This is a genomic window from Mycolicibacterium confluentis (assembly GCF_010729895.1).
Lineage (GTDB): Bacteria > Actinomycetota > Actinomycetes > Mycobacteriales > Mycobacteriaceae > Mycobacterium > Mycobacterium confluentis.
Genome location: NZ_AP022612.1, coordinates 5255041 through 5276222, shown reverse-complemented (window position 1 = coordinate 5276222; position 21182 = coordinate 5255041). Strand labels below are relative to the sequence as shown.

Sequence of the window (21182 nt, the reverse complement as noted above, 5' to 3'; positions counted from 1 at the left end):
ACCTGAGCGGCGCTCAGCCTGCCGGCTTCGCCTCCACGCTGAAGCGTTCCCGCAGCACCCGCTTGAGCAGCTTGCCGCTGGGGTTCTTGGGCAGCGAATCCACGAAGAAGATCTGCTTAGGGGCCTTGAAACCCGCCAGATGCGAGCGGAGGTGCACCAGGAGTTCGTCCTGGGTGACCTCCGTACCCTCACGCGGCACGACCGCGGCCACCACGGCCTCAACCCACACCGGATGCGGCAGGCCGAAGACCGCGACCTCTTCGACCGCGGCGTGCCGGTAGATGGCCTCTTCGACCTCGCGACTGGCGACGTTCTCACCGCCGGTCTTGATCATGTCCTTCTTGCGGTCCACCACATACAGCAGACCGTGTTCGTCGTAGTAACCCAGATCGCCGGAATGGAACCACCCACCACGGAACGACTCCGCTGTCTTGGCCGCGTCGTCGAGATAGCCGAGCATCAGATGGGGGCTGCGATGGGCGATCTCGCCGACCACGCCGGTGGCGACCGGGACGTTGTCGTCGTCCAGGATCGCGGTCTCGACGTTGATCACCGGACGACCCGCCGAGCCAGCATGGGAGTCCTGCTCGGCGGGACCGAGGGCTGACGCCAGCGGTGCCATCTCGGTCTGGCCGTAGAAGTTCCACAGCCGCAGGTTGGGCAGCCGCTCGCGCATCTCGGCCAGGATCTCGACGGGCATCGCGGAGGCGCCGTAGTAGCCCTTGCGCAGGCTGGACAGATCGACCTGGTCGAACACCGGGGAGCGCAGCAGCGAGATCCACACCGTCGGCGGGGCGAAATAGTTGGTGACGCCTTGTTTCTCGATGGCGCGCAGCACCAGTTCGGGTTCCGGTCGCGGAAGAATGATGCTCGTAGCGCCGAGGTAGATGTCGGTGATCAGGAAATTGTCCAGCTGCGCGCAGTGGTACAGCGGCAGCGAGTGGATCTCGACGTCGGTGCCCTCCATGGACCCGGCGATGATCGTGCTGATGTAGTTGCCCATCAGGCTGCGACTGGAGTGCATGGCCCCCTTGGGGTGCGACTCGGTGCCGCTGGTGTACATCAGCCGGATCATCTGGTCGTCGCCGATGGTCGGTGTGGGAGCGGCCGACGTGGTCTGCAGCCAGTCCGCGAAGTCGTCCCATCCGGCCGGCAGGGTCTGACCAGGCATCACCACGGCGGCCTTCGTCGTCACCGACCCGCCGAGGCTCATCGCCTTCTCGGCGGTCGGCACCAGGTCGGCCTCGACCAGGAACCCGCTGGCGCCGCTGTGGCCGAGGATGAAGGAGATCTCCTCAGCGGTGAGCATGAAGTTGATCGGGACCAGCACGACGCCGGCTCGCGCGGTGGCGAACGCCAGGGCCGCGTACTGCCAACAGTTGTGGGCCAGCAGCGCGACGCGATCGCCGACCTCAAAGCCGTTGTCGCTCAGTGCCGCCGCTGCGCGGTCGACCAGACGCTCGAACTCGGCGAAGGTCAGCGACACCTCGCCGTCGATGATCGCGATCTTGTCCGGTTGCCGGCGGGCAGACCGGCGGGGGATGTCACCGAGAGCGTGGCTGCGCGCAGAGGCGAGCACGGCATCCAGGTCATTCATGCCCTGGACTGTATGCCCGCTGCTCGCGGGCGAATCACGCTGCGTCCCGCTCAGTAGAAACGCCGCAGGCCGACGTGGCCTGGCGATCCGATACTCGGCACAGCGAGAAAGGAGGTTCGATGTCGACCAATGCGACCGTGACGGCTGATCTCACGGCCCTGGATCCCCAGGAACTGCGGGAACACCTGACCCGAGCCGATGCCGGCGTGCTGGTGGCGGTGCTCGTCCAGTTGACGGGCGATGCCAGCGCGGTGGACCGCTTCGCGGACAGGATCTCGTTTGTGCCGGACCCGCCAGAGCAGGCCGGCGTCACCGACCCCGAGACGCTCGAAACCCTGGTCGGGGAGGTGATCGACGCGCTCAGTGCGCCGCGTCCGCAGGATGCCCCGGCCTTCGACGACGCGGACCTGTTCGCCCGCATCGCTCCACTGGCGCTGGGCACCGCGGTGGCGCCCGAGTATGTGGAACTGCTGCTCGAGCAGGGCGGCTTCCACCCATCGCAACCGGTGCTGCCTCGAACCGCCGCGCTGCCCACCGATTTCAAGGTGGTGATCGTCGGCGCCGGTATGGCCGGTATGGCCGCGGCCTTGGAATGCGCTGCTGCGGGCATCGACTACGAGATCTTCGACCGCAACGACGAGGTGGGCGGCACCTGGTACACCGCCGTGTATCCCGGTATCGGCGTGGACACCCCGTCGGCGTACTACTCGTTGTCGCGGGACATCAACGCGGCCTGGTCGAGCTACTACCCGCAGGGTGCCGAGTATCAGAAGTATCTGGAGGCCGTCGCCCACAAGAACGGCCTGCGTGAGCACGTCCGGTTCGGCACCGAGGTCGAGGCGCTGTGGTGGGACGACGAACGCAATCAATGGCAGGTGCACGCGGTCGGCCCGGACGGCGCCCGGGACGTCAGCTACGCCAACGTCGTCATCCCGGCGGCGGGCTATCTCAATCGCCCCAGATGGCCGGACCTGCCGGGACGGAGCAGTTTCGACGGCGTGAGCGTCCACTCCGCGGAGTGGGACCCCGACCTCGACCTGAACGGCAAGAGGGTCGCGATCATCGGTGCCGGGTGCACCGCCGTGCAGATCGTGGACGCCTGCGTCGACGATGTCGAGCACCTGACGGTCTTCCAGCGGCAACCGCACTGGGTGGCGCCCCGGAAACGGCTGAGCGACGACGTGCCGGACCATCGCCGTTGGCTCAACGCGCACATCCCCTTCTACGCCAACTGGAACCGGTTGAAGTCGTTCTGGGGCACCGCCGACAACAACCACCCGGTCATCCTGCGGGATCCGGAGTGGGCCGCCGACCATCTGTCGATCTCACCGGCGAACGACGTGCTGCTGCAGATGTGCCTGGACTACATCGACCGTGTCTTCGGCGCGGGTTCCGAACTGGCCAAGAAGGTCACCCCGGACTTCGCGCCCTACGGCAAACGCATCATCCGCGATCCCGGTGGGTACTACGCGGCCCTGGCCAAAGCGCACGTCGACGTCGAGGCCGACGAACCCGCCCGGGTCAACGAACGCGGCATCGTCACCCAGGACGGCCGCCAGATCGACCTCGACGTCATCATCTACGCCACCGGTTACCACCTCGACTTCCTGTCCACGATCGACATTCGAGGCCGAAAGGGACTGCGGCTCAGCGAAGTCTGGGGGAACAGTCCCAGCGCCTACCGTGGCGGCATGGTTCCGGGGTTCCCGAACATGTTCATCTCGTCGGCACCCAACTACAGCCCCGGGCACGGTGCCGGACACAACTTCGGCGTCGAGGTGATGGTGCACTACGTGATGGAGTGCCTTCAGTTGATGGCGCAACGCGACGCCGCGACCATCGAAGTGACACCGGAGGCCTGCGAGGGTTATGTCCGGCAGATCGACGACGCGATGGCGAACACCGTGTGGTGTCACACGCCCACGGCGCACACCTACTACCGCTCGGGCGGCGGGCGCATCGTCACCGCGTTCCCGTTCCGCCTGATCGACGTCTGGCAGAGCCACCGCACACCGATCGAAGAGGATCTGAATCTCCGATGAGCGGAATACTTTGCGGCAAAACCGCATTGGTGACCGGCAGCAGTCGAGGAATCGGGCGGGCTGTGGCGCAACGCCTGGCCGCCGAAGGGGCGACGGTGGCCGTCACGGCCCGCTCCTATGAGCCGTCCCCGTCCACGCGGGCGGGACAGACCACCGCGCTGCCGGGCACCATCGGCGAGACCATCGAACTGATCGAGGCGGCCGGCGGCGCGGCGTTCGGCGTCGCCGCCGATCTGGAGAACGCCGACCAACGGGCCGGCCTGGTCGATCAGGTGGTCGAGCGGACCGGCCGACTCGACATCCTGGTCAACAACGCCGGATACGCCGATTACTCGGTGATCGAGGACATGCCCCTCGAGACGTTCGACCGCACCGTCGAACACTATGTGCGCACGCCATTTGTGCTGACCCAGAAGGCCGTTCCGCACATGCGGGCCCAGGGGGCCGGTTGGATCGTCAACATCGGTTCGGTGACGGGACTGGCGCCGGTGCGCCCATTTCGGGAGTACAACAAGTCCTCCGGCGACGTCGTGTATGCGTCGATGAAGGCCGCGCTGCACAGGTTCACCCAAGGGGTCGCGGCCGAACTGGTCGACGAGAACATCGCGGTCAACGTGGTCGGTCCGTCCAGTGCGATCCGCACGCCCGGGGCCGCCAGCCTGATCCCGGACACGTTCCCCACCGAACCGGTGGAGTATCTTGCCGAAACCGTGCTGGCGATGTGTCACCTGCCTGCCGCCGAGCGGACCGGACTGGTGGCGTTCAGCCTGCACTACCCGTGGTCGCAACAGCTTCCGGTGCACAGCTTGGACGGCCGCACGCTGCTTCCCCCGCTGGAGCCTCCGGCGACGGCCAATCCGAACATCCTGCCCGCCGGGATGTGACTCAGGCCGGTCTCACCGCAGAACCGGTGTCTCGCTGAGGCAGAAGCTGTGTGAGACACGTTCGCGCACAATGACGTCGGGGCACTCGGGATCGAACCAGCGGTCCACCACAGCCCAGTGGATGGGGTGCATGAGATACGGGCCCATCAGCCCGTCGACATCGGTGAACTCCTGCTCGAAGACATGCGTCCACGCGGTGGCGCCTTCGGCTTCGATGACCCGGCTCAACTGCCAGGCGCGGATGGTGTCGACGTAGCGGGGCATGGTCTGCAGTTCGGTCTCAAAACGCGCCACGGTGTCCGGCGGGGTGTCGGGGTGGACGCGCAGCAGCAGCGTCCGGTACACCGTGCCGGGCGTGCCGATGCTGATCGGCTCGCCTTCGTAGGTCGCGCCGTTGATTCGCGTGATGGCAGGGTCGGCGAATGCCGTCTCCAGCGTCTGTTCGGCATTGCGCCACCGCGATTGATCGGCGAAGCGAAGATGCACCAGGACGTCGCCACCATTGCGCGAACCGGGATCGGTGGGTTCGGCCACCCATCGCAGCGCCCCACTGTGTGCGACAGCGGTGCGGACGGCCTCGAGAACACGTTCGCGGCCGGGAGCTTCGACGTCGAGCAGACGTGTGACGTTGTACATCAGGCGCCCGGAACGCAGAGCGCGTCGACGTCGGCGGCCGCAGCGGCGACCGACCGGGTCCGCTCCACCACCAACTCCTCGATCTCCGACCACCACTGGCCCAGGCCCGGGTCGGGACGGCCCTTCCACGTCATCTGCCACCAGGCGAGCGGGCTCGGCAGGGACCACGTGACCGTGACGGTGTTCGACTGGTCGTCGAACCAGATCGGTGGGCTGACCAGCACGCTCTGCAGGGCCATCCCGCGTTCCCGCGCCCCCGGTGCGTACTCGGCGAGGTACCGGTCGACGAAGAGACGGGCCTGCCCGGGCCTGGTCAGCACGCGGTCGATGACGAACACTTCCCCGTCGGCCATGTCTGCGAGGCTAGGGATCGCACCGCCGGCCGGGCATGGGAGATCCCGACCATTGGGAGACAGCCGTTGACCACCGCGCGTCCGAGGTAAACGGTTGTGTGATGACCGATCTGCGCCCCGATCCGTTCGCCCCCCTCCAACTCGGGCCCGTGCGGTTGCGCAACCGGGTCGTCAAGGCTGCGACATCGGAGGGCCGTTCACCGGACGGCCTGGTCACCGACGACCTGATCGACTTCCACCGGCGTTTCGCCGAGGGCGGGGTGGGGATGACCACGGTGGCCTACTGCTGCGTGTCCCCGCAGGGCGCCAGTGCGCCGGGGCAGATCGTCATGGACTCCCGAGCCGTGCCCGGACTGCGCAGGCTGACCGATGCCGTCCACGGTGCCGGGGCCGCGATCTCCGCCCAGCTCGGACACGCCGGAGTGGTGGCGCAGAAGCGCCTGACCGGCGTCACGGCGGTCGCTCCCAGCCGGTTCATCAACCCGACGTCCTTCGCCTACTGCCGCGAGATCCGCCGCGACGAGATCCGCGCCGTCATCGACCAGTTCGCCGCTGCGGCGCAGATCGCGGTTGATTCTGGATTCGACGCTGTGGAACTGCATTTCGGCCATCTGTACCTGCCCAGCTCGTTCCTCAGTCCATTGATCAACCGCCGCAAGGACGAGTACGGCGGCGACATCGACAACCGCTCCCGCCTCGTCCGTGAGATCGCCCAGCGAGTCCGCGACACCGTCGGGGACCGCATCGCGGTGATCGCCAAGCTCGACATGGACGACGGCCTGCCGGGAAGCATCTGGATCGACGAGGCCCTGCGGACGGTGCAACTGCTGGACGCTGACGCGACGTTGGACGCCATCGAGCTGACCCAGGGGTCATCGGTGTTCAAGCCGATGTACCTCTTCCGAGGGGACGTGCCTGTGCGCGAGTTCGCGGAGGTGATGCCTCCCGCGTTGCGACCCGGGGTGCGCCTGATGGGCAAGCGGGTGATGGGCAGCTATCCGTACGAGGATCTCTACATGCTGCCGGCGGCGCGACAGTTCGTGCCGGTGGTGCGCAACACCAAGCTGATTCTGCTGGGCGGCATCACCAACCGACAGCACCTCGAGACCGGAATGCGGGAGGGGTTCGATCTCCTGGCCATGGGCCGGGCACTGCTGCGTGAACCGGACCTGGTCAACAGGATGATCGCCGACGCGGGCACGCGCAGCCGCTGCACCCACAACAACAAGTGCATGGTGACGGTCTTCGGGCGCACGCACTGCGTCCTCGACCCCGATCAGCGCTACGGCGAGGCTGCGCCGCTGACCACCAACTCCGACAACGCCGCGCACGCCTGAGCGCGGGCCCGCTCGCAGATGTCGAGGGAGGGCATAGTCATGAATCCGTGCACGCCGCCTTCGAAATAGCGCTGCACGACGGGCACCCCGGAACGCTGCAGCGCCTCGGCGTAGGCGAACCCCTCGTCGCGCAGTGGATCGTGACCGGCGACCACGACAACCACGGGCGGCAACCCGCTCAAGTCCTTCGCCTGCAGCGGTGACGCATAGGGGTCGGTCCGGTCGGCGGGCGTCGGCACGTACTGGTCCCAGTACCACTGCAACGCGGGACGCGGGTTGTAGTACCCCTGGCCGAACTGGCGGTAGGACTCGGTCTCGAAGTCGGCCGCGAGGACGGGATAGAGCAGTAGTTGGCCGGCGAGTTCGGGTCCGCTCCGGTCGCGGGCCATGAGCGCCGTGACCGCCGCGAGGTTGCCACCGGCGCTGTCACCGCCCACCAGCAGCGCGCCGGCGTCGTCCCCGAGTTCGGCGATGTGCGCGGCCGCCCAGGTGGCCGCCGCGTACAGATCCTCGGCGGCCGCGGGCCAGCGGCCCTCCTCGGAGGCTCGGCGGTAGTGCACCGAAACCACCACGGCGGGAAGGCGATTGGCAAAGTCGCGGCACAGTCCGTCGTGGCTGTCCAGGTCGCAGAACACCCACCCGCCGCCATGGGCGTAGACCAGGGTCGGCACCGGGCCGGAGTTGGCGGCGTCAGGACGGTAGATCCGGACCTGAAGCGGCCCATCCGGGCCGGCGATGGTGCGATCCTGCACGTCCGCCACGGGCTCGGGCGAGGGCGACGGCGTGAAACGGGCTCGGATGGCGGCGCGGGCCTGCTCGCCGGTCATCGTGTGAACGGGTGGAAACCCGGCGTCGAGCGCTTCGATCATGCCCGCGATCTGGGGGTCGAGGTTCATGCCAGCTGCATCGCCGCGGTGGACGGGCGGCCGCGCAACGGCCGCATCGGCTGCAGGGTCGGCGCCACGCGGACCGGACCGCCTTCCACGGCGCGCCAGATGCCCATCGCGGCCATGCGGAGTGGAGCAACCATCCGCTGGTCGAACATCATCCGGTTCATGGGTCCGCAGACCGACACCGCGGCCACCGCCTCGCCCGGATCGCCGATGGGAGCGGCCACGCACCCGAAGCCCGGCAGGGACTCCTCCCGGTCGAAGGCGATGCCATGCGAGCGGACCTTCGCCAGTTCACTGCGCAGTTGGGCGTGGGTGGAGATCGAGTACTTGGTCCGACGGGGGAGCACATCGGCGTCCCACAGATCGATCTCGCTCTCGTCCGCGAAAGCGAGCATGGCCTTGCCGACGGCCGTGCAGTGCGCCGACTGGCGCCCGCCCACTCGGGTCGGGATGGCCGCGGCCATCCGGTTGCCGACCTTCTCCATGTAGACCACGTCGGACCCCTCGAGCACAGCGAGGTGGACGACGAGGCCGGTCGCCGCGTGCAGTTCGTGCAGCGTGGGGATGGCGGCCTTGTGCAGTCGGTCCTGGTGCACCGCCAGAGAGCCGAGCTCGACCAGGCGCATGCCCAGTTCGTAGTCCCGGCCGTTGCGGCGCAGCCAGCGCAGTTGCACAAGGCGTTCGAGCATCCGGTGCGCGGATGAACGGGGCAGGCCGGTCCGGCGCACGATCTGCGCCAGCGTGAGTCGGCCCGGGCCGTCGAATGCGTCGAGAACGAGGGAGACGCGGTCGATGACGGCGCTGGGAGTCTCTGGTGTCGCCGGCTTGGTGCTGGGCGCGAGTGGGGCGATGGTCGCGGTCATGGGTCCTCCAGGGCTGCATGCTCCTAATAGGCATATGCCTAATGCGCATATATCTATCACACATATGTGTCTGCTGTCACATAGATGCTGGTGATGCGGGCCCACGCACACAGAAAAGCCGGGCAGCACAAGGTGCTGCCCGGCTCTCTTTTCACCTACGGCGAACGCGCTGGCATCCCCCCGCGAGCGCCCGTGTCTGTACGCCGACACGCCGTGAAATGCGTACAAAAGGGGACGCTCGTGGGACGGAAACCGGCCGCTCAGCGCCCGAGGCTCAGGGGCGCATGGCCGCCGGAAGATCGTCGACCCACTGATGACCCCAATAGCTGTCGGCGGTGATCTCCTCCGCCGTGTAGTGGGTTTCGTCGACCAGCATTCCTTCGGTCCCGAACTCGATGTCCCAGTCACCCGGCGCGCGGACGTAGAACGACACCATCTTGTCGTTGGTGTGTCGTCCCAGCGTCGACGACAGTTGGTAGCCGTCCCGGTTGACCCGGTCGAGCGCCTGGCCGACGGCGTCGAGAGTGTCGACTTCGACCATGAGGTGGATCAGGCCCGGATCGCGCAGCGTCGAGGCCGGGCACAGCGCCAGGCTGTGGTGTCGCTGGTTGACGCCGAGGAACCGCACCCGGACCGGCCCGAACTCCGGCGGCACCGGAACCCGGAACGCACCGCGGGACATGAAGCCCAGCACCTCGGTGTAGAACTCGAACAACCCGTTGACGTCCAGGGCGGGCAGCACCACGTGGCCCAGCCCCAGACCGCCGGTCACGAACGTCGCACCGAACGGGGTGACGACCGGACTGTGGTCGAGCACGGGGCCGTGGAACACCTCCACCGAGTTGCCGGCCGGGTCCTCGAAGGCGATGACCTGCTCGACGCGTCGAACGTCGGCTTCGGCGAGGGAGAGTTCCTTATAGGCGACGCCGGCCGAATCCAGCGCACGGGCGACGTCTCCCAGTGCGGCGCGGTCGCGGACCTCCCAGCCCACCGTGACGATCTTGTCGGTGTCGCCGGGGGTGACGATGATGCGGGCGGCCCGCTCGTCCATGCGCAGGTACAGCGAGTCCGGGTCGGGGCCACTGCCCTGCGCGAAACCCAGGACATCGAAGGCGAATTGGCGCCAGCGCTCGATGTCACTGGCCTGAATGCTCACATAGCCGAGGCTCTTGACCAGGGGAGTGTTCGTCATCGAAGGTCGTCCTCTCAGATCATCGCCCGCAGCGGGCCCTGCGGATCGACGCCGAGTGAACTCAGTGCCGAAGCGTGATAAATGGTGCCGGGGACGTGGATCGCGTGGGCCTGCCCGACGTGGACATCGCGCCAATAGCGTTGCAGCGGCTTGTCCATCCGCGCTGCGTTGCCGCCGCAGCGCGCGAAGATCTCGTCGACGGCCGACACCGCGCGCCACACGGCGCGGATCTGCGTGCGTCGACCGGCGGCCCGGTCCTCGAAGGACACCTCCTTGCCTGCGGCCACCATGTCGTAGATGCGATCGGCGTTGGCGAGGAGTTCTTGGCGTGCGGCGTTGATGTCGGCGGCGGCTTCGCCGATCGCGTACATGACGTAGGGGTCGTCCTTGATCGCGACGCCGCTGGAGTTGACGCGCTGGCGCTGATAGTCGAGTGCGGCGGCCAGGGCTCCCTCGGCGATGCCGATCGTGGCCGAGGAGATGCCCAACGGGAACATCGTGGACCACGGCATCAGGTACAGCGGTTCGGTCATGCCGGCTTCCCGCTGTGCGGTGCCGTCCATGACCTTCATCCCATCCATGGTTCGGTAGGACGGCACGAACGCGTCGGAGACGATGACATCCTTGGACCCGGTGCCCCGCAGGCCGACGACGTCCCAGGAGTCCTCGACGATCTCGTAGTCCTTGCGCGGCAGGATCATGTGGAGCATCTGCGGCGGCATCAGCGGCACGCCGTCGGCATCGCCGACCATCGCGCCGAGGATGATCCAGTCGCAGTGGTCGGTACCGGAGCTGAACTGCCAGCGGCCGTTGAAGATGTAGCCGCCGTCGACGGGTCGGGCGACACCCTGGGGCGCGTATGGCGAGGCCACCCAGGTGTCGACGTCGTCGGCCCAGATCTCCGCGCCGACCCGCGGGTCGGCGTACGCCAGCTGATAGGGATGCACACCGACCACGCCGTTGATCCATCCGGCGGAGGGATCCAGCGCGGCCGTGGCCATCACGGTCTCGGCGAATTCGCGCGGGTGAACCTCAAGGCCGCCATGGCTTTTCGGTTGCAGCAGTCGGATGCTGCCGATCCTCTTCATGATCTTGACCGTGTCGTCGGTCAGCCTGCCGATCTTCTCGGCTTCAACGGCCTGCTCGCGGAGCTGATCAGCGAGTTCGGCGACGCTGTCGATCACCCGTGTTGTCATGTCAACCATGGTGGATCCCGACGGTGCTTCTCCGCCAGACCCCTCCCGATGAGCGGGCCGGATTCACCGTGTTCAGAACTCGACCCGAACCGTTTCTGACTGCGGGCGGGCCTGGCAGGCCAGGAACAGCCCGTCGGCGATGTCCTCCTCCTCGAGGATGGCGGAGTTGCCTCGGTCGATCTGTCCCTCGACCACGGTGGCCGCACAGGAGCCGCAGTTGCCCTCGCGGCACGAGAAGGGCACGTCGATGCCCGCGGCCAGCATGACGTCCACCAGGTTGCGTCCCTTGGCCCAGCGCAGGCTGTGCACCTGTCCGTCGAGGGAGACCTCTGCCGTCGCGGCCTCGCCGTCGTCGGGAACGTCCTCGACCCGAACGTCGGCGAACGGGTCGCCCGTCAGGGATTGGAAGACCTCGAGATGGATGTGCTCGCGCGGTACGCCCGCCTCCGTGAGGGCTTCCTTGACCACGGCCATGAACGGTTCGGGTCCGCAGATGAAGGACTGGTGGCCGGTGAACATGCGGGCGAATCCGCCCAGTTGTGCGCGGGTGGGCAGGCCCTGGACGGATTCCAGCCAGTGCAGAACCGTCAATCGGCCGGCATAGCGGGCCGCCAGCTCGCGCAGCTCCGCGGCGAAGATCACCGAGCGGTCGTCACGATTGGCGTAACACAGCACCACGCGACCGGTGCCGCCGGCGAGCACCGACTTGAGGATCGACATCACCGGGGTGACCCCGCTGCCGGCCGCCCACAACAGGAAGTCGGCGTCCAGATCCTCAGGCGTGAACAGGCCCGACGGCGGCAACACGTCGATGGTGTCGCCGACAGAAGCGTTGTCACACAACCAGTTCGACCCGTATCCACCGTCGGTGCGCTTGATGGTGACCTTCGGCGCGTCGTCGGTGTGGGGCGAACTGGCCAGCGAATAGCACCGTGCCACTGAACCGGTCTGATCACTCGGGATGCGCAACGTGAGGAACTGGCCGGGGCGGTAGGCGAACCGCGCGCGGTGCTCCTCGGGAACGGCGAACACCAGCGACTTGGCGTCACTGCTCTCGTCGATGACCGCCGTGACTGTCAGTGAGACGGCGCGCGGGGTGGGGCCTGCAGGTTCGGCGTCGGGCATGGCACGCATTCTGGAGGCGATGCGGGCCTGACGGAGGAGGGTGTCACCGGTGGCCGGGAGAAATATCCCGATGCCCGTTGACCGGGAAGCGTGGCGGAATGCCCCTCGGGGGGCGGCTTAACGTACGCCTCGTGACTGCTGCGACCAACAACCATGTCGACGTCGTTGTGGTGGGCGCCGGATTCGGTGGCCTGTACGCCCTGCACAAGTTTCGCGAGCAGGGTCTCTCCGTGCGCGTGTTCGAGGCCGCTCCCGAAGTGGGCGGCACCTGGTATTTCAACAGGTACCCGGGCGCGCGCTGCGATGTCGAGAGCCTCGACTACTGCTATTCGTTCTCCGACGAACTGCAGCAGGAGTGGACCTGGACTGAGAAGTACGCCACCCAGGCCGAGATCCTCGACTACATCAAATGGGTCGCCGACAAGTTGGACCTGCGCTCCGGTATCACCTTCAACACCAGGGTGTCATCGACGGTCTTCGACGAGGACACCCTGCGGTGGACTGTCGCCACCGACACCGGCGAACGCGTCTCGGCGCGCTTCGTGGTGATGGCGACGGGCCCGCTCTCCTCGCCGTTGACCCCCAACATTCCGGGACTGGACACCTTCGGTGGCGAGATCCACCACACCGCGCATTGGCCACATGAGGGCGTCGACTTCACGGGCAAGCGTGTCGCGGTGGTCGGCACCGGTTCGTCGGGAATCCAGTCGATTCCGCACATCGCCGAGCAGGCCACCGAGCTTCACGTGTTCCAGCGCACGCCGAATTACAGTGTCCCCGCTGGTAATCGGCCGCTGACACCCGAGGAGATCGTCCACGCCAAGTCGACCTACGCCGAGCGGCGTCAGATGTCCTGGCGCAGCGGCGGCGGATCGCCGCACGTGGCGCATCCCAAGCTGACCATGGAGGCGTCGCCGGAGGAACGGCAGGAGGCCTTCGAGAAGCGCTGGGAACTCGGCGGCGTGCTGTTCTCGAAGACGTTCTCCGATCAGATGATCAACCTCGACGCGAACGAGGAGGCCCGCAGGTTCTACGAGTCGAAGATCCGGGCCGTCATCGACGATCCCGAGGTCGCCGACCTGCTCATCCCGGACGATCACCCAATCGGGACCAAGCGGATCTGCACCGACACCAACTACTTCCAGACGTTCAACCGGCCGAACGTCCACCTCGTCAGCGTCCGCAGAACGCCGATCGAGAGGATCGACGAGACGGGCATCCAGACCACCGACGCCCACTACGACGTCGATGCGTTGGTGCTGGCCACCGGTTTCGACGCGATGACGGGGACGTTGGCCAAGATCGACATCGTTGGCCGAGGGGGCCAGCGCCTGGTGGATGATTGGGCCGACGGACCCCGCACCTACCTCGGCCTGGGTGTCGACGGTTTCCCGAACCTGTTCCTGGTCTCCGGTCCCGGTGCCCCCGCGGTGCTGGCGAACATGGTGTTGCACGCCGAGGCCCACATCAACTGGATCTCCGAGGCGATCGCGCATCTCGACGAGCACGGCTACGCCGCCATCGAGGCCACGGCTGACGCCGTCGACGACTGGATCGCCGAGTGCAACAAGCGCGCCGAGGCCACCCTGTTCCCCAAGGCGAACTCCTGGTACATGGGCGCCAATGTGCCGGGGAAACCCCGGGTGTTCATGCTCTTCATCGGTGGGTTCGCCACGTACCTTGACATATGCGCGGAAGTGGCCAACGCCGGATACAAGGGATTCAACCTGCTCAAGGCCCCGTGATGTGGGGCCTGACCGGGAAGGTCGCCGTGGTGACGGGCGCCGGTCGGGGCTCTGGTCGGGTGCACTGCGAACAACTCGCGGAGGCCGGCGCCGACGTCATCGCGGTTGACACGGGCACGGACGGTCTCGCCGCCACCGCGGAATCCGTCCGGGACCGTGGCCGACGATGTGTGACCGGCGTGGCCGACGTCCGCGACCTCGATGCCCTCACGGTCGCCGTGGAATCCGGTGTGGCCGAACTGGGTTCGCTGCATACCGTCGTCGCCAACGCCGGCATCCACGCACCGGGCGCCCCGACCTGGGAGCTGACCTCTCAGGCCTGGCAGGAGACCCTGGACATCAACCTCACGGGGGTGTGGCACACCGTGAAAGCGTCGATACCCCATATCGGCCCCGACGGCGGAGCCATCGTGATCATCAGCTCCACCAACGGCCTTCGCGGAACCGCCAACACCGCGCACTACACCGCGAGCAAGCATGCGTTGGTCGGCTTGGCGCGCACGCTCGCCAACGAACTGGGTCCGCGCAGCATCAGGGTCAACACAGTTCACCCCGGGGCGGTCGCGACGCCGACGGTGCGCAACGAAGCCACCTACCGCAGGCTGTGCCCCGACATCGAGAACCCGACCGAGGCGGACGCCGCCAAGGTCCTCGCCGCGCGCAACCTGCTTCCCGTGCCGTGGGTCGAGCCAGTCGACGTCGCCAACGCGGTGGTGTTCCTTGCCTCCGAGGCGGCCCGCTACATCACCGGCACCCAGATCGTGGTCGACGCCGGACTCACCCAGAAGGCCTGAGCCCTGGGGCGGCCCTCAGGCCTGCGCCAGGAACGACAGCACCGTCCGCTCGAAGGCGGCCTTGGCCTCGATCATCACCCAGTGCCCGCAGTTCGGGAACACATGGAACTCCGCGTTCGGGATGGTCCGCATCGGGATCAGCGCCATGTCCAAGGGGCTGACGCGGTCATCCCGGCCCCAGGTCAGCAGGGTCGGCGCGGCGAGTTTGTGCATGACGGCCCACGGCATGGGGAAGTCGGCCCGGCGCATCATCTCCATCATCCCGGCGTACGCGGCCTTGCCGTACATGCGTCGCGCCGCCTCCAGCGTCTCGGGATCAGTGGCCAGCGCCCAACGTTCCTCGATCAGCTCCTCCGTCACCAGGGCGGGGTCGTAGACCATGGAGTGCAGCCAGTCGATCAGTCGTTGCCGCGTGGGGTCCTCGGTGAACTCCTGCAGCAGGCGGATTCCCTCGCTGGGACCGGGGCTGAAGATGTTGGTGCCGATCCCGCCGATCGTCACGAGCCTGCCGACGCGCTCGGGATGGTTGATCGCGAAGTTGATCCCGACCCCACCGCCCATGGAGTTGCCGATGATGTCGACGCGCTCAAGCCCGAGGCCGTCGAGGAACGCGGGAACTGCGCCCTGCGCGTCGATGACGGGATGCCCGCCGAAGTCGTCGCTGACCCCGAAGCCGGGGAACTCCAGCACGAGGCAGCGATAGCGCTCGGCGAAGACCGCGAGGTTGCCGCGATAGTTGCGCCAGCCGGTGACGCCGGGGCCCGAACCGTGCAGCAGGACCAGGGGCGGTCCGTCGCCCGCCTCGTGGTAGCGGAGCACACCACGGGGTGTGGTGACCTCACGCAAGGTGTCCTGGTGGGTGAATGTCGACATCGTCGCCTTCCTGTCGTTGGCGGTGTGAATCCGATCAGACGCTGTCTCGACAGCGAATCACAGCCCTGCCGACGGGTGAGTGGGAGGTTGGTCCGTTGGGCCGAGATCGAGCGGGCGGGTCAGGCCCCGAGCACCGCCAGGTCGGCAAGGCCATGTGCCGGGGCCTGGCCACCGGTGTTCCGGGCGATGATCGAGACGGTTCGGGCGAGGCTGCGCTGCAGGTCCTGCGCCGTTGTGCGCCCCTGTGCGATCGCCCGGACGTTGGTGAGCCACACGTCAGCCACCAATCCGGCGACCTGTCGGTGATACTCGTGTCCTGCTGCCTGAGCGTGTGCCATCGCCTCGGCGAACAGGTTCACCAGCGCGTCCCGCACGAGTTCGGCTGTGCCGGCGGCCAGCCCATCGGCGTGAAGGTACGCCCGCGTCAGGGCGTCGGCGAGTCGCGGGGTCGAGGACAACTGCGCGGTCAGGGAACCCACGACGGACATCAGCCGACCGTGCGGATCATCCGCTCCGGCGAAGCCGGGTGCAGTGTTGGCCGCACACGTGGTCAGCCAATGGTGCAGGCACTCCAGTAACAGGTCGTCCTTCGACGGGAAGAAGTGATAGACGGTGCTCGGGGACACTCCCGCCGAGTCAGCGACAGCTCGCATCTGCACCGCGTCGTAACCATCGGCGGCCTGCGCCAACGCGGCCTTGAGGATTCGGTCGCGACGTTGCCCGCGATCAGTCTGAGTCAATTCCCCTCCGCTGCTCTGATGGTCTCGGACTGTAGCCACGCCATGGCCAGATGGATGAACACTTCTCGGTCACCGGAACAGTTCCGACCTTCCGGTGTTACAGGTGTCGTCGACGCCACATCCCGCTGAGCGAGACACCTTTCTGCCCGAGCGGGACTGTCGAACCACGATGTGGCCGTGCCGTCGCGATCAACGCCCCAGCTCGTCGGATGACCGCGTCCGTCTCGGCCGACTCCGCCTCGATCCGGCGCGTGGCATTGTCGAGCCTGCTCGGGACCACCATCGAGTACTACGACTTCCTGGTCTACGGCACGATGAGCGCGCTCGTGTTCGGCACGATCTTCTTCCCGGACTCGGACCCCGCCGTCGCCACCATCGCCGCGTTCGGGACGTTGGCCGCCGGGTATGTCGCGCGCCCCGTCGGTGGAATCCTGTTCGGGCACTTCGGTGATCGGGTGGGCCGGAAGTCCATGCTGGTTCTCACGATGGTGTTGATGGGTTGCGCCAGCTTTCTGATCGGGCTGCTGCCGACGTTCGCGTCGGTCGGCGTTCTGGCGCCGGTTCTCCTGGTTGCGTTACGCGTGATCCAGGGCGTCGCCATCGGGGGCGAATGGGGTGGCGCGACCCTGATGGTGGCCGAGCACGCCGACCCCGATCGGCGCGGCATGTGGAACGGCGTCATGCAGATGGGCTCGCCGATCGGTTCGCTGCTGTCGGTGGCCGTCGTGACGTTGATAACCCTTATGCCGGACAAAGACTTTCAGGCTTGGGGCTGGCGAGTGCCGTTCCTTCTCAGTGTGGTCCTGCTGGCATTGGGGATCTATGTCCGGCTCTCGGTCACGGAGAGTCCGGTGTTCGAACAGGCCCACGAGTCGCCTTCGGCGGCGCGGGCTCCACTGGTCGAGGTGTTGCGTCGTCCACGAAACCTGTTGCTGGCCTGCGCGGTCGGCATCGGGCCCTTCGCTCTGACCGCGCTGATCAGCACGTACATGATCAGCTACGCCACCCAGATCGGATACAGCCGCACCGACGTCATGACCGCACTTGTTGTCACGTCGACGACCGCCCTGGTGACCATCCCCGCGTTCTCGGCGGCCTCGGATCGGCTGGGCCGCCGTGTCGTGGTGATCGCCGGCGCCATCGGCATCGTCTGTTACGCGTGGCCGTTCTACGCGCTGGTGGACACGGGGTCTTACACCCTGTTTCTGGTCGCGATGATGTTCGCGCAGGTGCTGCAGTCGATGATGTTCGCGCCCCTGGGTGCGTTGTTCTCCGAGATGTTCGGAACCGCGACCCGCTACACCGGAGCGTCGATGGGGTACCAGTTCGCTGCGCTGTTGGGTGCGGGATTCACCCCGCTGATCGCCAGCGCGATGCTGGCTGACGAGGTCTCGAGCACGCCACTGATCGTGATTGCCGCCGGCTGCGGTCTGGTCACCATCCTGGCGATCTGGCGAGTCAACGAGACGCGGGGCCGCGATCTGGCGCATGAGTGACGGGCGCTGCGATATTACGAGTTGGTGACGGGTTCGCAGGTGCCGGGAGCGGTACTGGCGATGTTCCGCGCGGCCGGGCGCTGGTTAACTGAAAGCACTGGTACACAGGGGAGTTCGGCCGGAGGTGGCGTTGTGCGGTGCGGCCGGACATGCCGTTCCGCGGTGGCGCTGGACCGATGTCCGTCGCCGGGGTGGCGCTGTCTGCCGGAGTTACATTGGCGGAGTGCCGCATCCAGCGTCGCTGAGAGAGCCACTTCCGCCGACCGGCATATCGCACCGGTGGTCCTGACCTGTGCCCGCCGACACCGCCATCCACTTCTTTTTGCAGTTGGCCGTCATCCTCGTGGCCTGCCGGGTCGCCGGTCTGGTGGCGCAACGCATCGGTCAGCCGCAGGTCGTCGGCGAGATGATCGCCGGCGTCGTGCTGGGGCCGTCGCTTCTGGGCCGGGTGGCGCCTGAACTGCAACACCACCTCTTCCCGCCCGGCACGGCGAACATCGTGCTGTACACCGCCGCGCAGATCGGCCTGGTTCTCTACATGTTCATCATCGGGCTGAACTTCGACGTCAACCACGTCAGACAACGTGCCGGGACCGCCGCCGCGGTGTCGATCGCGGGCACGTTGGTGCCGCTGGCGCTGGGAGCGCTGGCCGCAGTACCCCTGCTCGGCAGTGGGGTGTTCTTCGGCGACGGCGTCTCCGTCGGCATGGCGATGATGTTCCTGGGTGCATCGATCGCGATCACCGCATTCCCCATGCTCGCCCGGATCATCTTCGAAAAGGGGCTGTCCGGAACCTCCCTGGGCACACTCGCGCTGGCCTGTGGTGCCACGGCCGACGCCATCTCGTGGTGCGTCCTGGCTGTCGTGCTGGCCGTGCACCGCAGCAGTCCGACCATGGCGATCGTCGCGATCGTCGGGGGACTGGTCTACACCCTGGTACTGCTCACGTTCGGACGCCGAGCGCTCGGCGCACTCGGCCGAGCGACCGAACAGCGACAGGCCATCTCCCCCTCGGCCCTCAGCACTGTGCTGATTCTGCTGATGGCGTGCGCCTGGTTCACCGACACCATCGGCATCTACGCGATCTTCGGCGCTTTCATCCTGGGCGCGGCCATGCCGTCGGGGTTCTTCGCGGGACAACTCACCGACAAGCTGGAACCGCTGACCACGAGGCTCCTGCTGCCGCTGTTCTTCGTCTACTCCGGTCTGAACACGCAGATCGGGCTGGTGAACACTCCGATGCTGTGGGCCGTGACCCTGGGTCTGCTGGTCGTCGCGGTTGTGGGGAAGGGTGTCGCGTGTGCGGTGGCGGCGCGAATGAGCAGGGTGCCGATGCGTGAATCCGTCGCCCTCGGTTCCCTGATGAACGCCCGCGGGCTCATCGAACTCATCCTGCTGAACATCGGGCTTGAGGCCGGCATCATCACGCCCACGCTGTTCGCGATCCTGGTGCTGGTCGCCATCGCCACCACTCTGATGGCCTCCCCGGTGTTCGAGTTTGTCTACGGACGCCACCGCAGGGCGCCGGACGGTGGTGCCACCGCCGAGGACACCGGCGGGTTGGTGCCGGTCGAACAAGGGTATTCGCGTGGACGTGAGTAGTCAGCTGGCGAACTTGGACGCGGCGACGCGGGTGGCCCTCGCGCGGAGAATCAGGGATCGTGTCTCCGAATCTGCAACGCCTGCAGGCGATCACGATGTGGTCATCGTCGGCGGCGGGACCGCGGCCCTCACGCTGGCATTGGAGATCCGAGGGCAGCGGCCCCAGACGCGCATCCTGCTCATCGATCCCGCCTCCCGTCCGGTCCCCGAGATCACCCACACCGTCGGCGAGTCCACAGTCGAGGTGTCGGCGCATTACCTGCGCGAACGCATCGGGTTGGCCGATCACCTCACGACGTCACATATTCGTAAGATGGGCCTGCGGATGTTCTTCTCCCACAAAGGGAACAGCGACATCGCGGAACGGATGGAGCTGGGCAGCTCCTCGTTCGTCCCGCAGGTGACCTACCAGATCGACCGCGGGAGGCTCGAGAACGAGCTGTACCAGCGATGCGTGGCCGCAGGCGTGGTCATCGCGCGCGGGCGGGTGCGGTCGGTGGAACTCGGGCCCGACAGCGACACCGTGGCCTACCAGACCGATGCCGACGTTCAGGAGACGACGGCACGGTGGGTGGTCGACGCGTCAGGGCGAAACCGCGTACTGCCTCGACAACTCGATCTCAAGCGGCCCAACGAGCACCACTGCAACGCGGTGTGGCTGCGGGTCAAGACGGAGATCGATGTCGGCGGATGGACCGACGACCCGACGTGGCAGCAGCGCCTGGTCGAGGGTGACCGAGCGCTGTCCACGAACCACCTGATGGGCGAAGGCTATTGGGTGTGGCTGATCCGCCTCGCGTCCGGCGCCACCAGCGTCGGCATCGTGGCCGATCCCGCATTCCATGCGTTCGAGGAGTTCAACACGCTGGACAAGGCGAAGTCCTGGCTTCGTCAGCACGAACCGCAGTGCGCTGCGGTCCTGGCCGAACATGACCACCAGATCAGGGATTTCCGGGTCATGAAGCGGTACAGCCACGGCGCGACCAAGGTCTTCGACGGCCAGCAGCGCTGGTGCCTGACCGGTGATGCCGGGGTGTTCCTGGATCCGCTGTACTCATCGGGGCTGGACCTGGTCGCGATCGGCAACGGCCTGATCACCGACATGATCACCCGCGAACTCGACGGCGAGGATGTCGTCGCCCGGTCGGCGATCAGCGATTCGCTGTACCGCTCACTGACCGACATGTGGCTCGCGGTGTATCAGGGGCAGTACAGCCTCATGGGCACACCGGCGGTGATGTCGGCGAAGATCATCTGGGACGTCGCGTTCTACTGGGGTTTCATCGGCCTGCTCTACGTGAACGGCCGATTCGTCCGCGTCGCCGACGATCCAGAGTTCGTGCCTCATCTGGAGGGCCTCATTGCGCTCAGCAATCGATTGCAGCGCTTCTTTCGGGAGTGGGCCGCCGTGGCGGATCCGGCCGTCACAGTGCCCTTCGTCGATCTTTACCGGCCGTTGAACTTCATGGTCACCCTGCACACGGCGATGATGGGACCCAGTCCGAATTTCACCGAGCAGTTCGAAGCCAACGCCAGGCTGCTGCGCCAACTCGCCGGTCAACTCATCGAGACCGTCCTGATGGACGCATCGGTGAGGTTCGACGACGACGCCGTGGTACGCCAGGTGCAGGCATGGCAGCGGGACCCCCTGCTGCGCGAGCTTCGGGCCATCCACCGCGACGAGCATCCGACCAATCCACTCAGCAGCGACTGGATCATCACCCCGTCGACGGTGCTGGCCGCGACCTGACCCGTCACGACGTGGCGCAGGTTGCGCAGAGTGTCAGCGGGTACCCATCCAACGTCGACGCGG

General features: G+C 66.9%; 18 protein-coding genes. 8 read left to right on the top strand and 10 right to left on the bottom strand.

Annotated features, from left to right (window positions below; translation table 11 throughout):
• Positions 1-13: 13 nt before the first annotated feature.
• Complete coding sequence (locus tag G6N34_RS24755) at positions 14-1597, bottom strand: acyl-CoA synthetase (RefSeq protein WP_085152143.1); 1584 nt, start codon at positions 1595-1597, stop codon at positions 14-16.
• Positions 1598-1716: 119 nt separating this feature from the next.
• Here G6N34_RS24755 and G6N34_RS24750 point away from each other — a divergent pair, with 119 nt between their 5' ends.
• Both G6N34_RS24750 and G6N34_RS24745 read left to right on the top strand, forming a co-directional pair.
• Entirely contained in the window at positions 1717-3639 is a 1923-nt protein-coding gene (locus G6N34_RS24750) for a flavin-containing monooxygenase (RefSeq protein WP_085152142.1), read from the top strand.
• Entirely contained in the window at positions 3636-4523 is an 888-nt protein-coding gene (locus tag G6N34_RS24745; protein ID WP_085152141.1) for an SDR family NAD(P)-dependent oxidoreductase, read from the top strand. Before G6N34_RS24750 ends, G6N34_RS24745 begins: the two co-directional genes overlap by 4 nt.
• A gap of 12 nt (positions 4524-4535) precedes the next feature.
• Here the strand turns inward: G6N34_RS24745 and G6N34_RS24740 are convergent, their stop codons facing one another.
• Together G6N34_RS24740 and G6N34_RS24735 are read right to left on the bottom strand one after the other, a co-directional pair.
• On the bottom strand, positions 4536-5159 hold the full coding sequence (locus tag G6N34_RS24740) for a Dabb family protein (RefSeq protein ID WP_085152140.1): 624 nt from the start codon (positions 5157-5159) through the stop codon (positions 4536-4538).
• Positions 5159-5512, bottom strand: a complete 354-nt coding sequence (locus G6N34_RS24735; RefSeq protein ID WP_085152139.1) for a hypothetical protein — start codon at positions 5510-5512, stop codon at positions 5159-5161. Before G6N34_RS24735 ends, G6N34_RS24740 begins: the two co-directional genes overlap by 1 nt.
• A 101-nt stretch (positions 5513-5613) precedes the next feature.
• Between G6N34_RS24735 and G6N34_RS24730 the strand changes: the two genes are divergently transcribed.
• Positions 5614-6849, top strand: coding sequence for an NADH:flavin oxidoreductase (locus G6N34_RS24730; RefSeq protein WP_085152138.1), 1236 nt, complete (start codon positions 5614-5616; stop codon positions 6847-6849).
• On the opposite strand, the gene G6N34_RS24725 is transcribed toward G6N34_RS24730, so the two are convergent.
• From G6N34_RS24725 to G6N34_RS24705, 5 genes are all read right to left on the bottom strand, one after another.
• A complete protein-coding gene (locus tag G6N34_RS24725) occupies positions 6795-7745 on the bottom strand; it encodes a LipP1 family hormone-sensitive lipase (RefSeq protein ID WP_085152137.1) in 951 nt (316 codons plus the stop codon). The two genes, G6N34_RS24730 and G6N34_RS24725, sit on opposite strands and share 55 nt — an antisense overlap.
• A complete protein-coding gene (locus G6N34_RS24720) occupies positions 7742-8605 on the bottom strand; it encodes an IclR family transcriptional regulator (RefSeq protein WP_085152136.1) in 864 nt (287 codons plus the stop codon). Before G6N34_RS24720 ends, G6N34_RS24725 begins: the two co-directional genes overlap by 4 nt.
• Before the next feature lie 274 nt (positions 8606-8879).
• Entirely contained in the window at positions 8880-9797 is a 918-nt protein-coding gene (gene bphC / locus G6N34_RS24715; protein WP_085152135.1) for a biphenyl-2,3-diol 1,2-dioxygenase, read from the bottom strand.
• Positions 9798-9811: 14 nt separating this feature from the next.
• The gene (locus G6N34_RS24710; RefSeq protein WP_085152134.1) at positions 9812-10993 is read right to left on the bottom strand and encodes an acyl-CoA dehydrogenase family protein; all 1182 of its coding nucleotides are present in this window, start codon (positions 10991-10993) and stop codon (positions 9812-9814) included.
• Between the two features lie 72 nt (positions 10994-11065).
• The gene (locus tag G6N34_RS24705; RefSeq protein ID WP_085152228.1) at positions 11066-12118 is read right to left on the bottom strand and encodes a ferredoxin--NADP reductase; all 1053 of its coding nucleotides are present in this window, start codon (positions 12116-12118) and stop codon (positions 11066-11068) included.
• Positions 12119-12216: 98 nt separating this feature from the next.
• On the opposite strand from G6N34_RS24705, the gene G6N34_RS24700 reads away from it, so the two are divergent.
• Positions 12217-13863 carry a flavin-containing monooxygenase gene (locus G6N34_RS24700; protein ID WP_085152133.1) on the top strand — a complete coding sequence of 549 codons (1647 nt, stop codon included), beginning with the start codon at positions 12217-12219 and terminating at the stop codon, positions 13861-13863.
• Complete coding sequence (locus G6N34_RS24695; protein WP_085152132.1) at positions 13863-14657, top strand: mycofactocin-coupled SDR family oxidoreductase; 795 nt, start codon at positions 13863-13865, stop codon at positions 14655-14657. Before G6N34_RS24700 ends, G6N34_RS24695 begins: the two co-directional genes overlap by 1 nt.
• A 15-nt stretch (positions 14658-14672) precedes the next feature.
• Here the strand turns inward: G6N34_RS24695 and G6N34_RS24690 are convergent, their stop codons facing one another.
• Together G6N34_RS24690 and G6N34_RS24685 are read right to left on the bottom strand one after the other, a co-directional pair.
• Positions 14673-15530: an alpha/beta fold hydrolase gene (locus tag G6N34_RS24690; RefSeq protein ID WP_085152131.1), complete on the bottom strand. Its 858-nt coding sequence runs from the start codon at positions 15528-15530 to the stop codon at positions 14673-14675.
• 119 nt (positions 15531-15649) lie between these two features.
• Complete coding sequence (locus G6N34_RS24685) at positions 15650-16270, bottom strand: TetR/AcrR family transcriptional regulator (protein WP_163645510.1); 621 nt, start codon at positions 16268-16270, stop codon at positions 15650-15652.
• 209 nt (positions 16271-16479) lie between these two features.
• On the opposite strand from G6N34_RS24685, the gene G6N34_RS24680 reads away from it, so the two are divergent.
• The 3 genes from G6N34_RS24680 (at position 16480) to G6N34_RS24670 (ending at position 21119) form a co-directional block, all read left to right on the top strand.
• Positions 16480-17766 carry an MFS transporter gene (locus G6N34_RS24680; RefSeq protein WP_085152129.1) on the top strand — a complete coding sequence of 429 codons (1287 nt, stop codon included), beginning with the start codon at positions 16480-16482 and terminating at the stop codon, positions 17764-17766.
• Positions 17767-18058: 292 nt separating this feature from the next.
• A complete protein-coding gene (locus tag G6N34_RS24675) occupies positions 18059-19369 on the top strand; it encodes a cation:proton antiporter domain-containing protein (RefSeq protein ID WP_085152128.1) in 1311 nt (436 codons plus the stop codon).
• Positions 19356-21119 (top strand): NAD(P)/FAD-dependent oxidoreductase, encoded by a 1764-nt coding sequence (locus G6N34_RS24670; protein ID WP_235680630.1) that lies wholly within the window; start codon positions 19356-19358, stop codon positions 21117-21119. Before G6N34_RS24675 ends, G6N34_RS24670 begins: the two co-directional genes overlap by 14 nt.
• Positions 21120-21182: the final 63 nt, after the last annotated feature.

Bases quoted from the DNA above. Each gene is read 5' to 3' on its own strand.
- bphC (WP_085152135.1), bottom strand. From the start codon at position 9,797: ATGACGAACACTCCCCTGGTCAAGAGCCTCGGCTATGTGAGCATTCAG.
- G6N34_RS24745 (WP_085152141.1), top strand. From the start codon at position 3,636: ATGAGCGGAATACTTTGCGGCAAAACCGCATTGGTGACCGGCAGCAGT.
- G6N34_RS24755 (WP_085152143.1), bottom strand. From the start codon at position 1,597: ATGAATGACCTGGATGCCGTGCTCGCCTCTGCGCGCAGCCACGCTCTC.
- G6N34_RS24695 (WP_085152132.1), top strand. From the start codon at position 13,863: ATGTGGGGCCTGACCGGGAAGGTCGCCGTGGTGACGGGCGCCGGTCGG.
- G6N34_RS24720 (WP_085152136.1), bottom strand. From the start codon at position 8,605: ATGACCGCGACCATCGCCCCACTCGCGCCCAGCACCAAGCCGGCGACA.
- G6N34_RS24710 (WP_085152134.1), bottom strand. From the start codon at position 10,993: ATGACAACACGGGTGATCGACAGCGTCGCCGAACTCGCTGATCAGCTC.
- G6N34_RS24750 (WP_085152142.1), top strand. From the start codon at position 1,717: ATGTCGACCAATGCGACCGTGACGGCTGATCTCACGGCCCTGGATCCC.
- G6N34_RS24725 (WP_085152137.1), bottom strand. From the start codon at position 7,745: ATGAACCTCGACCCCCAGATCGCGGGCATGATCGAAGCGCTCGACGCC.
- G6N34_RS24690 (WP_085152131.1), bottom strand. From the start codon at position 15,530: ATGTCGACATTCACCCACCAGGACACCTTGCGTGAGGTCACCACACCC.
- G6N34_RS24740 (WP_085152140.1), bottom strand. From the start codon at position 5,159: ATGTACAACGTCACACGTCTGCTCGACGTCGAAGCTCCCGGCCGCGAA.
- G6N34_RS24705 (WP_085152228.1), bottom strand. From the start codon at position 12,118: ATGCCCGACGCCGAACCTGCAGGCCCCACCCCGCGCGCCGTCTCACTG.
- G6N34_RS24730 (WP_085152138.1), top strand. From the start codon at position 5,614: ATGACCGATCTGCGCCCCGATCCGTTCGCCCCCCTCCAACTCGGGCCC.
- G6N34_RS24735 (WP_085152139.1), bottom strand. From the start codon at position 5,512: ATGGCCGACGGGGAAGTGTTCGTCATCGACCGCGTGCTGACCAGGCCC.
- G6N34_RS24680 (WP_085152129.1), top strand. From the start codon at position 16,480: ATGACCGCGTCCGTCTCGGCCGACTCCGCCTCGATCCGGCGCGTGGCA.
- G6N34_RS24700 (WP_085152133.1), top strand. From the start codon at position 12,217: ATGCCCCTCGGGGGGCGGCTTAACGTACGCCTCGTGACTGCTGCGACC.